Raw genomic sequence first — 14,856 nt, 5'->3', positions numbered from 1 at the left:
AGGGTCTTTAAATACCCTTTGAAAGGCCTTTAAAGACCCTTTGAGACCCCCTTAAAAATCATGTGAAAAAAAATAAATTGGTACAAAACCTGGTGTCAAAATATACAAAACCTGCTGGCAAGCTACAAAGCTACAGCTACAGCCGACAAGCTACAGCTGGGGAACTTGGATTCGAACCAAGATTGACGGAGTCAGAGTCCGCTGTTCTACCATTAAACTATTCCCCAATAAGCCAATATTGCCATTTTTATCAGATTTTAGAGTGTAAGCAAGGACAAAAGAGAAACTTTCCGATTATCGATAATAAAAGGCAACAGGTATGTCATTGATTGTTTTGATCTGAACATCTACATCGTAAATATCTTTAAGAATTTCTGGTTGCATGATTTTTTTTGGAGTCCCACAATAGGCCGCTTTCCCATTTTTTAATGCTACAATCATATCTGAATAAGAGGAGGCAAAATTAATATCATGCATTACAATAAGAATAGTTTTTTTGAGTTCATCGGCTGTGCGGCGTAGCTGCTTCATCATAGAAACGGCATGTTTCATATCCAGATTGTTTAATGGTTCATCTAAGAGAAGATAATCGGTATCTTGACAGATAACCATGGCGATAAAAGCTCGCTGACGCTGCCCCCCAGAAAGCTCATCTAAAAAACGGTCTTTTAAATCTTGTAAACCCAGATAGCGTAATGCACTGTCGATAAATTGTTTATCTTCATGCGTATACCAGCCTTTTGAATAAGGATAGCGACCGAAACTCACTAAATCGTACACGGTTAAACGGAAGGATAAAGGATTGTCTTGACGTAAAATTGAGAGCTTTTGAGCCAAAATATCATAGGGCATTTTATCAATATCAAAACCGTCGATATTAATTGTGCCTTCGTCGTGTGGTAAAAGACGCCTTATCAACATCAAAAGAGTTGATTTTCCTGAACCATTAGGCCCAATAAGAGAAATAATTCCCCCTTTGGGAAGATGAAGACGTAAATTATCGATAATCAATTGTGTTCCATAAGCCTTGGAAAGATGATTGATCTCAATCATTTTACTTTTCCCTTCATCAGTAACGTTAAGAAAAAAATCCCTCCACAAAATTCAATGATAAAACTTAAACGTCCTGCTATGTGAAAAATTTGTTCTAAAATGAATTGTCCGCCCACCAAACAAATAATCGCTAATAATATTGCAATCGGTATAACAACACTGTGTTTTGCTTGAGGAGAAAGTTCATAGGAAAGGTTGGCAACTAACAATCCAAAAAAGGTGACGGGGCCTACTAGTGCGGTGGAAATAGAGACGAGAATGGAAACAAAAATAAGAATAGCTGTTGCACTTTTGTGGTAATTAATGCCAAGATTGAGAGCATTTTCACGTCCTAAAGCTAAAATATCAAAAAGATGATGTGAGCGCCACCCAATTAAACTTAAAATGAAAATAATTGCTGAGGCAAAGCTTATGAGCGACGTATTAAATTTATTAAAATTTGCAAACATAATATCCGTTAAATTCATCATTTGGTCTGGATTGAGTTGCAATTGCATAAACATTCGTAAACTGAAAAAAAAGCTGCCTAAAATAACACCCATCAAGAGCGTTAAGTGAAGTCCTTTTAAGCTTCCTGAAAAGAGCCAGCGAAAAATACTTATGGAAAAAAGAATGAGAATGAGTGATTCGAGAATAAGCTGTCCTTCTTCATTCAAAAAAGGTAAAGAAAGAGAGCCGACAAAATATATAAGGATAGCCTTTATTAAAATATAAAGCTGATCAAATCCCATGATTGAAGGGGTAAGAAGCCGGTTATTAACGATTGTTTGAAATAAAACCGTAGAAACGCTTATTGCGTAGGCAATAAGAAGCAGAGAGGAAAGTTTTGTAAGACGGAATTTCCACGTATAAATATTAATATTCCACGTCATGTAAAGACTTATGACACTACATGCTATGATGATAAGCGTTATAAGTACACATATTGTTTTTTTTCTTCTATCCAAGACGCTTTCTCCAGCGTAAAAGCAGTATCATAAAAATAAAACTACCGATTACGCCCATTATAGTGCTGATGGGAATTTCAAGAGATGGATGAATAATTCGTCCTAAAAGATCACAAATTAAGACCAATCCTGCACCGCTGATGGCTACCCAAGGAGCGGTATAGCGCATATTATCTCCCATGAAACTTGAAACAATATTTGGAATAATCAACCCAACAAAAGGAATACGGCCGACGGTACAGACAACAACAGCAGTGATTGAAGCGACAACAAAAAGACCAAAAAACATGACAACGCGATAATTTAACCCAAGGTTATTGGTTAAATCTTCTCCTAAGCTTGCAACTGTAAAGCGATCAGCTGTACAATAGGCTAGAAGACAAAGGGGAAGGGAGAGCCATAAAAGTTCATATTTCCCTTCAAGAATCATGGCAAAACTACCAAATAAGTAAGCTTGAAGAGAAGGAAGGAGCATTTCATAATCTGCAATGGTATTGGTTAAAGAGCCTATAATATAGCTTAGCATAATCCCTGTAAGGGGTATAATGAGAGCTGATTTTAGAGGAATGCGGCGCAATAAAAACATAAAAAGTAAAGTACCCATCATGGCAAAAAGTGTCGCAACAATCATTTTTCCTAAAACAGGAATATCGGGCAGAAAAATCATAATAAAAAGAATGCCAAGGGAAGCAGATTCAACGGTTCCAGCAGTTGATGGTTCGACAAAGCGATTACGTGTTAATAGTTGCATAATCATGCCTGAAAGTGCAAGCGATGCGCCTACTAAAAGGATTGCAATAGTACGAGGAAGACGCGTTTGCCAAAAAATAAGCCACGCATGGGGATCGGCTGCAAAGAGATCAGAAGGTGTAACATCAGAATAACCAACAAAAATGCTGAGGATAGACAAGAAAATTAGAAGCGTTATGGTTATCCAATAATTCTTCACGTTCAACTATTTTCTCACAAAACTTAACAAAAACAAAGGTTGCTTCATAAACAACCTCTGTTTTTAAATTTTATTCATATCGCAAGCAAGCTTTATTTGCTCTTTGTAAATGCTTCATTGATCTGCTTAGCAGTTTCAAGGAGTCCTGTTAAACCACCACTTGCACGATACCAACTCCAAGAGTCCAAATAAATAATTTGGTTTTGTTTACTTGCTGTTGTGCGGTGTACAAGCTCATTGTTGAGCAGTTGTGCTGCGGATAGTCCTTCACGTCCAATTGCCGCATCCCGATCAATTACCAACAACCAATCAGGATTTGTCTCAAGAATAAACTCTGGGGAAATGAGCTGCCCATGTTTTTGTACGGTGAGCTTATCGGTTGCAGGAGCAATTCCAAAAGCGGAATGGAAAATATCGAAACGTGATTTTGGTCCCAAAGCACTGATTTTTCCACCAGAGGTCATGAGGACGAGCCCTGTGCCTTTTCCTTGGGTATTTTTGCGGACTTCAGCTAAAGTTTCATTGAGTTTTGCAATTTCCTTTTTTGCTTCCTGTTCTTTGCCAAAAATTTTCCCAAGGATAGACACATTCTGTTTAATATCTTCAAGAGAGTTTTCATTTCCTACTGTTAAATCAATGGTTGGAGCAATTTTGGATAAGTCGTTATATTTAGCTTGAGTTCGAGAAGAAATAATAATCAAATCAGGACGAAGAGTGGCAATTTTCTCATAATCCGGTTCAAAAAGAGTGCCTATTTTTTCATATTTTTCATCATTAAACTGTTGCAGATAAGATGGTTTTTTTCCTTCAGGAATACCAATAACCGCTTTGATGCCAAGGCGATTCATATTATCAAGAGATGCAAGATCAAACACAATAACTTTTTGCGGAGAAGAGGGAACAGAAGTTGTGCCTGAAACATGATTAATCGTTATATTTGTTTGAGTATTCGTATTTGCGATACTCGCCTGTGTCCATAAAACTGTTGCAAAGCTCATTGCAACCAATAAGACAGAGGTCACGCATTTCATATGTTTTATCATCGTGATTTTATCCTTTTATCTGATATTACAAGGGTTTGTGCACTTAAAAACTTAACTTAGGCATTTTTACGCACAAAATGAAGTACTTATAAATAACACTATGTTGTAAAGTTGACTAACATATGTTACAAATCGTTCACTTACCTCATTTTCACTTAATTCTAGTGTTTTTGCAACATTATTTAGAAAGTTTAACATATGATCAATGTTTTTAAAAAGCGTACACGTTTGTACGCACTGACAACAAGTGCTTTCTTTTTTTTACAAGGTGTTGATTCTTCTGTGGGGAATAATTGGTTTCCGTTTAGCACACCTATATTATCTGGATTTGCATCATTTGTCCCTAGTTCAGTTACAACATCTATCTCTAACGCAATCACTGAAAAGGTAGTCTCACTTGCAGTGGATTCAGTTAAAACATCTGTCGCTAACACAATTTCTGACGGTATAGCTTCACTCTCTGATTCCGTAGTTGCAATGCCAGGATCTCTAATGGTAGGGCTAGCTTCAGCATTGGAAAATTTAGAAGTATTAATAGAACCTTCATCAGAAGCAAAGGCTTCATTGCCTAGAGCGCATGTTTCTATAAAAGGACTTCCTGGATCACGAATACCTCTTTTTGCGCTTTTCCCTAAAAAAGGTACGTATATGTGTACAAATGGTTCTGATGATTCCGAGCGTGAGTCAATTATATGTGTAGACGGTGAAGAACATACAATAAAAGGAGGTAAGATTCGTGTAAAAAAGTATGGTGATAATGCTGTGTTTGCAGCGGGGCGTCTTGTTATAGATAGTGCGGATGGTTCGCGTTCTGGCGCTGTAACGAGTGGTGCAGGTTCCAGCACCATCAGCACTGCTAGAACTGCCAGAACTGCCAGAACTGTTACTAGCCCTTCGCGTTCTCCTGTAGAAGGAGGAGGGACTCGAGTTGTAGGTGTTGCTAATTCTTCACGTTCTCGTGCTGTAGAGGAGCCTTTTTCCAAAACTGTAGATATTGCTAAAGCGACAAGTGTAAAGGTAGAAAATGTATCTATCGTTGGTGTAGATCCTAAAAGCTTTAACGCTCGAGCTGCTGTTATGGGGTTTGGGAGTGCTGTATTTTCGTTAGCAGGTGCAAAGGTTGAATTACTGAAGTCAAATATCGAGAATTTTGCTGCTGGTCTTGAAGCAGGGTACAAAGGAAATATTCATATGAAAGGGGGAAGCATCAAAAAAACTTTTTTCGGTGCTACAGCTAGTTTTGAATCGTCTATTTTTTTAGAGGGAACAGATATTGATGTGGAAGTCGTTAATGAAGTAGTACCTCTGGATGTAGTTGGTTTACGTAGTTCTGGTAGATCTCAAATAACAATGAAATCTGGATCAATTACTTTTGCAAGAGGCGGGGTGGGAATTTTAGCGGAAGATGAGGGATTTGTAAAACTAGACAATGTTAAGATTAACATTGCTGATAAAAAGGGAGATGAAGCGACTTCATCAGAAGAAATGCCTTCAAATGATGCGGCTGCTTCTAGTGTATTGGATCCAAGTGTTGTCTTTTTATTGGAAGATGGTTTTGTTTCTTCTAATCGTGTGACCTTTAACGGTTCTAATGCCATTGCTCTATGGGTTAACAATAACTCTGGTGTTGAGAATGGTCTCTTTGGTGTTATTAACTATTTTAATGATGGTTTTATTAGGGTTAGTGATAGTTTTACTGAATTTGTTGATCATATTGTCGCTGATGGAGATGTCAATATTAGTGCTGCTGTCAACTATTCAACTATTACAGTGAAAGGTAAAGGCTCTTATGGTATATATTTTGGTAAATCGGAATTGGAAGAAGGCAGCTTAGAAACAAATAAAGATCAAAATGAAGAAGACGAAGATTCAAGTGTTAGAATTAGAAGAAGTAGTCCTGTTGCAGAATCAACTGTAGGTGCTGTAGAGAACCAAGAATCTTTTCCGGAGGATGATGGGGTACATATGGTTCTTTTAAGACGTTCTGTCTTAAAAGTACCAGATAGTGTTGCCATTTATGGTGAAGATTTGAGGGGGAGTGTTGTTTTAGGGAAAGACACAGTAGTTTCTGGTGATTTATTGTTGCGCGCTACAGGTTCTTCTAGTTTGTCGGTTTTTGCTCATGAATCTAGTATTGTAGGTCCTGCACGCATTGATGGAAATGCGAGTGCAGATCTTCTTTTATCTTTTTCAGAGTGGCATTTAGCAAAAAGTAAGTATAGTAATGAGTCTTCGGATACGAATTGTATGGATTCATGTGTCTCGTCTATAGATCTCAGAAATAGTGTTATTGCATTTCTCCGATCCGAAGGTGAAGATAGAGGTTATCAAACGCTTCGCGTTGGAGATGGCAGTGGTACAGTTTACGTTGCTTCTGGAGATTCTTATATTCACTTTAATGCGCGTTTAGTTCCTAATGATTCGGAGAGTGATCAAATGTCTGACAGGCTTTTGATTCATGGTGATGTTTTTGGAAAAACGATAGTGCGTGTAAAAGATACTTCAGAAGGAACATCACAAGATCAGAATAAACCTCATAGTATTTCAATTATTCAGGTCTTTGGACAAGCAGAGGCGGATTCTTTTAAGCTAGAAGGTGATTATATTACACGAAAAGGATCACCTTATAAGTATATTCTTCGTGCTTATGGTCCAACCATTTCTTCTTCGGAAATGCGACCTTTTGATAAGAAATTAATTGAGAATAGTGAAAATGTTTGGGATTTTCGTTTAGAAAATCAATATGTTGTTGTTCCTCGTGTTTCTAGTACTGTCACTGATGCTCGTGAAAGAGAAAATGGTGATCTGGTGATATCTTCTGTGCCTGGAGGATCTGAAGCTGTAGTTTCTTCTCCAAGTGTTTCACTTTTGAGATCTGATACAGGCGATATATCTACAGGTGGGATTTCTGTAACGTCTGAGCCTTCTATTTCTAATATTGTACATGAAAAACCTGCCCCTATAAGATCTGCGGCTGCTTCTAAAACGATTGAGGTTTCTGGAAAACCTAGTGGACCTGTTGGGCGTGTTCTTATATTGGGTCGTTCTGGTGCTGGAGGTGTTTCTTCTCAGTGTAATAATATACAGAATAATGGTGAAGAGAGTGATGCTATGGAGCAAGCTCCTTATGCATGCAGTGATGGTCAGACACATATAATAAAAAACTTTACACTGAAAGCGAATGATAAAGATCAGCATTCTATGCATGCACAGAATGAGAATACAATTATTAAGTTAGAGAATGCTATAATTATGGGGATGGGTGATAACGAAAGCAATATTGATCTTACTAAATTACTGGCTGTGAGTACTGTGTTTGCAGAAGATGGTGCAGAAGTCGTTTTGGAAAAAAACTCAACAATTCAGTCTTCTATGATTGGGATTGAAGCGCAACGTGGTGGAGCAGTCGAGATGATTAGTGGAATGGTTAATGCTCGTTATGTGGGGGCTCTTGCTGGTCCTGGATCATCTATTATTTTAAAGGATACGACAATTAACGTGACGGGGGATTTGGCTACAGCTGGTTTGGTGAGTCAGGCTGGTCAGGTAACCATGAAGTCTGGATCGATTAGTCTCACAGATGGAGTGGCAGTAAGATCAGAAGCGGGAGGACGTATTACATTAGACAACGTTAATATTACTGCAAAAAAAACAGAGTCGGATTCTGTAGAAACGTCTGGGCGTGCAGCTTTCCTATTGAATGATAATGCTTCTGTTGAATTTACGAATGGTAATGTTGTTACTGATGCCAATGGTTTGTGGATTATGGATAATGGTGATGTTGTTGAGACGGTTTTCTCTAGGAGAAAGAGATCCTCTGATATTTCCTCATCTGCATCTATAAATCGCACTCATTCTACATCTACAAATCGTGCGAATATCGAGTCTTCTACTGTTAAAGTGGAAGGTGATGGAAGATATGGTATATATTTTGATGGGATCACAAAGCAGATAGTGGATGAACATGATCAAAATGAAAATCTAAGAGAATCTGTTTTAGACCTCTCAGTAGGGAACCAGAATCTTGGGCAGAGTCCTAAAAAAGAAAGTTCTGCTGGGGAAATCTATGTGGTTAAAAGGAATGCTTTATCGCAGCGGGAGAGAATACCTGTAAGTGGAGAAGTCTCGCTGAAAAGAACTAATTTTGAAGTTTCAAAGGGTATAGCAATCTATGGTAATAAGTCTGCTGGTCATGTGTCATTAGAAAATAAAACAACATTTGCTGGTGATTTATTATTGAAGGCTGAGAATGAGTCTAACATATCCGTTTTAATCGATAATTCTATTGTTACAGGCGGTGTCCGTGTTGATAAAAGTTCTTATGCAAAATTGGATTTGATCAAAGGATCAGAGTGGATTCTCAAAAAAGCTACACAGAAGAACTTGGGGACTTCAGATTCTAAATGTGTGGATTCGTGTGTTTCTTCTGTGAGGCTTGTAAATAGTGCTATTGATTTTGAACTTTCCGAATCTGGAGGGAAATATCAGACTCTCCATATTGGAAACGGGAAAGGCACAGTTTATGAGGCGCAGGGTGATGCTGTAATTCATCTCAATGCACGTTTAAATCCTCATGATTCAAGTGGTCAGCAAGTAACAGATCAACTTGTTATTCATGGTAATGTTTCTGGAAAAACAAAAATAAATGTACGAGGTGATGCGGGTAATCTAGGAAATGGTCAAGCAAATGCTAAGATTGCTCACAGTGTTTCTATTATTCAGGTTTACGGAAACGCAGAAAAGGATTCTTTCCAACTCAATGGCGATTATGTTGCATTGCAGAATTCACCTTACAAATACACTCTTCGCGGTTATGGTCCAGAAGCGACTTCGGAACAGAAGCATGTTCAGCAAAAATTTGTTAAGGATGGTGGAGCGTTTTGGAACTTCCGTTTAGAAAATCAGTATGTTAAGTCTGCTGTTTCTAAGGTTGGTTCTGTTCTTCCAGAACAATTTGTAAGGTCTGTTGTTCCACAGGTGCCAACTTATCTCGTCTTGCCTAATAGCGTATTCCATACTGGTTTGATGGATATTAACAATCAAAACAAGCAGTTGGAGACTTTGCGGATGACTTCTACAGGAATGGTAGAGGTTCGTGAAAATCCTGCTTTATATTTACGCGGCTATGGTGGAAGTTACCGTTATGCTTCAGATTTATCTGCACTTGAATATGGTTATGACGGTGATCTTGACTATCGTGGTGTAGAGGCCGGTGTGCTGCTGAAAACTATTGAAAATACTGATATTGCTTTATCCTTTGGGGCTATGGGAACCTATGGAAAACTTTCTCTGCAGCCTTTAAATATTGAGCAAAGTCAAAAGAGTGCATTTGATAAATGGACTGCTACGGTATATGGCAGCATGCAGCATAATGTGGGCTTCTATGTCGATGGTCTTTTATCTTATGGTCTGTTCAAAGGTGATGTTCTCACTCGTGCACGGGGTAAGACAGCAACATTGAAAGGTAATCCTTTGAATGTTTCTTTGATCGGTGGTCAGACAATTGCGACAGGGTATAAAGGCTTTGTCTTTGATCCGCAGGTTCAGGTTGTCTATCAACATCTCCAATTTAATAAGGCCCGCGATATTGATAATTTTAATATTGAAATGGGTAACCTTGATCAATGGGTGGCGCGTGTTGGTGGACGCTTAACTAAGAATCCTACAGGTTCTGAAGGCGTGAAAGCTGTTGCTTTCTATGGTAAGCTTTATCTTGCTCATGGTTTTGGAGAAAAACAGTCTGTGAATTTCAGTGATTCTTTCAAGTTAGGGGCGTTTGGTTCTTCACTAGAGGCTGGGGTAGGATTTAATGCCAAACTATTGCCACAGTTCTCTCTGCATGCTGATATTCTTTATCAACATAAGCTTAATAAGGCTGGTTTTTCTGGAGCAAGTTTCTCCGGAGGCGTGCGTTATCAGTTCTAATATAAGGTATAGGATGTACTTTTTTAAAAAAGGCAGCACAATGTGTTGCCTTTTTTCTTTATAACAATTTGTATTGTTCTTAAAAGATTCTGGTCTTTTTAATATGAATTTAATGTGAATAGAAAAGACAACGCTTATTGTGCGCACGAGCGCTTTTTTCTACGCTAAAGCAAATTTTCTTAACATTTTTGCTGATGATGATGCGATAGAGTAACACACTTGTATGGGCTTTTAAAATATTCAGGAGCCCAGTCTGTGTTATGTTATCTTTTTAAGTTCTGTATTTGATATTATCTAATATAATATTTGATGCTTTTTAAAGCTCATTTTTGAGCGCTTTTTTCACTGATTTAAATCATTTTTTCATTCATTTTGTTGTGGAGTAATTTTTAAAATCATACAATGATAAATTGTGCCTTTAATTAATTACACGTACTGATTTTATTTTTTCTTTACACGAAATACAGAATGCATTATACACCTATAAATTGTGTTTTGTAATTATTCTCTTTTAGATGGTTTTGTGCCTAGAGCTTCTGCCAAGTTTATAGGGATAATTTATTACACAATTCAAATGAGCATGAGGGAGATGTCTTTTGTACACCTTTTGTATGTTGAGGTGGTGCAGGTGGATGTTTTGTGAGTGCTTTTATTTTTAATGAGAGGGGAAGGAAAGTTTCGAGGGAACTATGATTAAAGTGTTTAGAAATCATGTATGTTTATGTGCTTGTACAACAGCTATCCTTTCTTTACTCCAAAATGGAGGAGTGGTTTATGCAAGTGCAGAGGAGCGTCTTAATCGGTCTTCTTATGGTCTTAGCGTTAGCGATATCGGGGCTGATATTTATGTCCTCCCAATTGTTTCGCCCATTTCAAACAGAAACTATCTTATCAGTAGTGTTGAGGGGCATCCTATTATGCCTCCTCATATAAGTAGTGTTGAGCCCTCCTCCCCTATCAGTGCTCTTCCTAATGATAATGTTATCAGTGGGAAGGGAGGCTATAGTGGTCATCTTAGTGGAAGTAATGTGCATAAGCCTCCTCTTAAGGGACAGAGTGGAGATAATTATTCTCCTCCTAATAAGATTAATATTGGCAATAACGATGATGGTATTCGTGGCGGGAGTGATTATCGTGAGTTGAGTGGCGTGGATGGAGAGAATGGACGACAGGAAAATATAGATAACTCTGTTAGAGATGCAGACTCTGATAAAAGAGGTGTAAATCCTGGGTTTTATTACTATAGTGGGTTGTATTATATATGCGATAACTGTGGCGAAGCTAGGATTGATAATAAATCTTATAAGATTACGAATGAAAATGCTTCAAACTATCCTGCTGATCCAACGGCTATAACGGTAAAGCAGAGAGGAACTAGAGTTGAGGGAGAAAATGTAACGGTTAGCAGTGACGTTCTTGGTCGATCTTTTTTGCGTGGGGTCGCTGTATCAGATAATGGAAAGATTGTTTTGATAAACCCTACGCTTCGAAATACAAAGTTAGCTCTTTTTGCGAACGACGGCATTATTGAGGTCAAACAAGGGCGTATAGAGGAAAGTGATAGGGCTGTTGAAGCTATAGGAAATTCATTGGTTATTTTAGAGAATACAAACATTAACACGAGTGGTGGACCAACAAGCCTCTTAAGTTATAGTGGGGCTGAGATCGGGGTTGAAGGTGGTAAGATTAACTTTGTGGACAGTCACGGTGTTTCGGCAATGTTAGGGGGGAAGGTCTTTCTTGATGGTGTTACTGTTACTGGAAAGGGGAAAAAAGGCAAAAACCATGCGGTCTTTTTAATGGATGAAGGGGGAGGGGTTGAGTTTAAAGGGGGGAATATTAAAGCTGAGGGTGTGCATGGTATATTGTTAAAAAATTCACTCAAGCCTTTATATTCTGCACCAGAACGATCTGAAGAAGAATCTGATACCGAAGACGCTGTTGGGGATTTATCGAATAACTTTTATGTAACTGAGGCTAATTTTAAGTCTTCCTCTGTTACCGTAAAGGGTGAAGGATCTTATGGTATCTATTTTCAGGGAGAAAAACCATGGAGCGAAGGTAGGGATAAAAAGGAAGAGACTTCATTAGAGGATGAAAAAGCACCACCACGATTAGAAGTTGTTAATTTTGATACAACAGAGTTTTCTGTTTTAGACGATACGGCTCTTTATGGTGAAAATGTTATTTCTGGTGCAGTGAGTTTGATGAAAAGCACGCTTCGTTCTGAAAATTTTTTATTAAAAGCTGAGAAAGGGGCTTCTATAACGGTTTTAGCTGATGGTTCTACTCTTGGAGGTCGTGCTCACGTTGATAAAGATTCTAATGCCGAACTTTATTTGGGAGACTCTACGTGGATTCTACCACAAAAGCTGCAGAGAGATCAACAGGAGGATGCAAGTAACTCTTCTATTTCTCTCGTCAGTCTTATGGGCAAGAGCTCTATTCATTTTAAAAGACAAGAATCTTCTTCTGTTAATGATTATCAAACCCTTCGTATTGGAAAGGGAAAGGGTGAAGTTTATAAAGCACGGGACGGTGCCTCTATTTTTCTTCATAGCTATCTGGATAAGGGGGGGGATCTTGGTCAGCAAAAGACGGATCGTGTTTTAATTCATGGTGATGTTTCGGGAAAAACAATGCTCCGTGTGCATGCTGTTGCAGGAAGTCCAGGAGGATATACGGGAAAGGGGGGGAATGAGGAAGGTATTTCAGTCATTCAGGTTTCTGGAGAAGCAAAGCAAGATTCTTTTCAATTGGAAGGGGGGTATGTAGCGTTAGGCGAATTACCTTATCAGTATAAGCTTTATAGTTATGGCCCAGGGTCTCTTTTAGGAAAAGCAAGTGCAAATCAAAGATTAGTTGAAGGGAATGGAGAGTTTTGGGATTTCCGTCTTGAAAGCCAATCGATAGATTCTGATGTAAAACCTCAACCAGATCCTCGTCCAACACCTCCTCCTGCTCCAACGCCTCCCCCAGGACCGGCTCCGGAGCCTCATCCTCGTCCTAAGCCGGGCGTTAAGGCTGTTGTTCCGCAGGTTCCGACTTATCTCCTTTTGCCTAATGCCTTACGTCATCTTGGTTTGATGAATGTTAGCAATCAAAATCAGCGATTAGAAGCTTTGCGAATTGCTTCTGGCGGTTTGTTAGAAAATCGCGAAAAACCTCTCTTTTTTGTGCGCGGTTATGGTGGCAATCATCGTTATACTTCAAATCTTTCTGCGCTTGAATATGGTTATGGCGGTGAGCTTGATTATAATGCTGTAGAGGCCGGTGTTTTACTAAAAGCAATTGAAAATATGTATGGGACCACTTCTTTTGGAATTATCGGGTCTTACGAGAGATTTTCTTTGCAACCTTTGAATGTTGAACAGAGTCAAAAAAGCACATTTAATAAATGGTCAGTTGCAGCATATGGCGGTGTGCAGCATGATACAGGTTTTTACGTTGATGGCCTTGTGTCTTATGGTTTGTTTAAGGGGGATGTTCTAACAACAGCACGAGGCAAAACAGCAACATTAAAGGGAAATCCTTTAAGTGCTTCATTGACAGCTGGTAAAACATTTACGGTAGGAGAAGACGGTTTTGTTTTTGATCCACAAGTTCAGGTTGTTTATCAATATCTTCAATTTAATAAAGTGCGTGATGTAGACAGCTTTGATATTGAATTAGGAAAGCTTCATCAGTGGGTAGGACGTGTTGGTGGGCGTTTAACAAAGATGCTGGTTGCCACTGATGAGTCTCAAGTTATTTCTTTCTATGGCAAGATTCATCTTTCTCATGGTTTTGAAGGAAAACAATTTGTGCACTTTAAAGATCCTTTTCAGCTAGGTGCTTTTGGTTCTTCATTAGAAACTGGATTAGGTTTTAATGCCCAATTATCTCAAAATTTTGCGCTTCATGGTGATTTGGTTTATCAGCACAAGCTCACAAAAGCTGGTTTTTCTGGAACGAGTTTTTCGGGTGGACTGCGTTATCATTTCTAGTGTTGTTCTTGATTTTGTTTAACCTTTGAATGTTTAATCTTTGAAAAAGCCACAATCATGACTTGTGGCTTTTTATTTTCTATTAATTTTGTTGTTATAGCCTTTTATAGAGTATGAGTTTTACATCTCTTTAATATGTTTTAGGGCTGGATTTCTTTTATTTTTCTTAAAAAATTGCACGTTATCGTTTCAAAACGCGTATTTCAGAACTTCTTTCATATTATTTATAATATGCTGATTGATAAAAATATTTTCAATGTTCTTGAATTCATAAAAAAGCTTTCGTTTGCATGGAGAGGATGGATAAGTGGATAAACAATCATTGAAGAAAAGACGTCAATATCGTTTTGTAAATTCTATTAAGAGGAAAGAAGTGATACCATTAAAGTTGGTAAAGGATACACTTCAAGGGTAAAGAGGTTGTATTCAATCAGCTTTATATTTTTTCTGCCGTTGTGAAATGGGGGTGGAAGAAATGAGAGATATATTTGAGAAAATTGGTGAATAAGAAACATAATATTGTTTTTTATGAAATGTGTTGTCTTAAAAGGAATACGATAAATGACAGAATGAAGTCATCTGGAATCTTCATTTTTTTAAGATTAGGAGTTTGGATGCTTTTGAATGTTGTAAAGTTGTGTTGAAAGAGACGGTAAGGATAGGAGTTGATTTTGATTTTTATACATTCCTATTCTAAATTAGGCTTTCTTTCCATGAAGATTATCTAGAAACAGACGTGTGTGCTCTTTTTATTTCCTAATTTGGACATATGGTTTTTTCTGCTTACAGAATGCTTATCCTCTTAATAGAATATTTATCGTAAAGATGTTGATTATATTTGCTTTGGTGATGATTAGGCAACATTTAAAGGGAAGCATCTAATGTATGCAAACCGATTAAAACCATTTTTGCAGAAAGCAGCTTTAGAGATGATGTTTGTTTTGTTTTTCAGC

The 14,856-nt window shown here is 38.0% G+C and carries 6 protein-coding genes and 1 tRNA gene; 2 read left to right on the top strand and 5 right to left on the bottom strand.

Annotated features, from left to right (window positions below; translation table 11 throughout):
- Positions 1-156: 156 nt before the first annotated feature.
- The 5 genes from PVV65_RS05090 to PVV65_RS05070 all read right to left on the bottom strand — a co-directional run bounded on the left by PVV65_RS05090 (position 157) and on the right by PVV65_RS05070 (position 3,992).
- Positions 157-227, bottom strand: a tRNA-Gln gene (locus PVV65_RS05090).
- Positions 228-294: 67 nt separating this feature from the next.
- Positions 295-1,053 (bottom strand): ABC transporter ATP-binding protein, encoded by a 759-nt coding sequence (locus PVV65_RS05085; RefSeq protein WP_273789428.1) that lies wholly within the window; start codon positions 1,051-1,053, stop codon positions 295-297.
- Positions 1,050-1,925, bottom strand: a complete 876-nt coding sequence (locus PVV65_RS05080) for an iron chelate uptake ABC transporter family permease subunit (protein ID WP_404978391.1) — start codon at positions 1,923-1,925, stop codon at positions 1,050-1,052. The genes PVV65_RS05085 and PVV65_RS05080 overlap by 4 nt, the downstream gene beginning before the upstream one ends.
- 67 nt (positions 1,926-1,992) lie before the next feature.
- Positions 1,993-2,949, bottom strand: a complete 957-nt coding sequence (locus PVV65_RS05075) for an iron chelate uptake ABC transporter family permease subunit (protein ID WP_273789430.1) — start codon at positions 2,947-2,949, stop codon at positions 1,993-1,995.
- A 92-nt stretch (positions 2,950-3,041) separates the two neighbouring features.
- Entirely contained in the window at positions 3,042-3,992 is a 951-nt protein-coding gene (locus PVV65_RS05070) for a siderophore ABC transporter substrate-binding protein (protein WP_273789426.1), read from the bottom strand.
- A gap of 198 nt (positions 3,993-4,190) precedes the next feature.
- Here PVV65_RS05070 and PVV65_RS05065 point away from each other — a divergent pair, with 198 nt between their 5' ends.
- Together PVV65_RS05065 and PVV65_RS05060 are read left to right on the top strand one after the other, a co-directional pair.
- Complete coding sequence (locus tag PVV65_RS05065; protein ID WP_273789425.1) at positions 4,191-9,917, top strand: autotransporter outer membrane beta-barrel domain-containing protein; 5,727 nt, start codon at positions 4,191-4,193, stop codon at positions 9,915-9,917.
- Between the two features lie 689 nt (positions 9,918-10,606).
- The gene (locus tag PVV65_RS05060; RefSeq protein ID WP_273789424.1) at positions 10,607-13,903 is read left to right on the top strand and encodes an autotransporter outer membrane beta-barrel domain-containing protein; all 3,297 of its coding nucleotides are present in this window, start codon (positions 10,607-10,609) and stop codon (positions 13,901-13,903) included.
- Positions 13,904-14,856 lie beyond the last annotated feature (953 nt).

Origin of the sequence: Bartonella sp. ML70XJBT, assembly GCF_028618425.1 — a bacterium.
In the GTDB taxonomy this organism is placed as follows: domain Bacteria; phylum Pseudomonadota; class Alphaproteobacteria; order Rhizobiales; family Rhizobiaceae; genus Bartonella.
Note: the sequence above shows the minus strand (reverse complement) of the source record. Positions and strands in the feature narration are given on the sequence as shown.

What these genes read in the sequence shown, in the direction of transcription:
- PVV65_RS05085 (WP_273789428.1), bottom strand. Translation starts at nt 1,053, where the DNA reads ATGATTGAGATCAATCATCTTTCCAAGGCTTATGGAACACAATTGATT.
- PVV65_RS05080 (WP_404978391.1), bottom strand. Translation starts at nt 1,925, where the DNA reads ATGACGTGGAATATTAATATTTATACGTGGAAATTCCGTCTTACAAAA.
- PVV65_RS05070 (WP_273789426.1), bottom strand. Translation starts at nt 3,992, where the DNA reads ATGATAAAACATATGAAATGCGTGACCTCTGTCTTATTGGTTGCAATG.
- PVV65_RS05065 (WP_273789425.1), top strand. Translation starts at nt 4,191, where the DNA reads ATGATCAATGTTTTTAAAAAGCGTACACGTTTGTACGCACTGACAACA.
- PVV65_RS05060 (WP_273789424.1), top strand. Translation starts at nt 10,607, where the DNA reads ATGATTAAAGTGTTTAGAAATCATGTATGTTTATGTGCTTGTACAACA.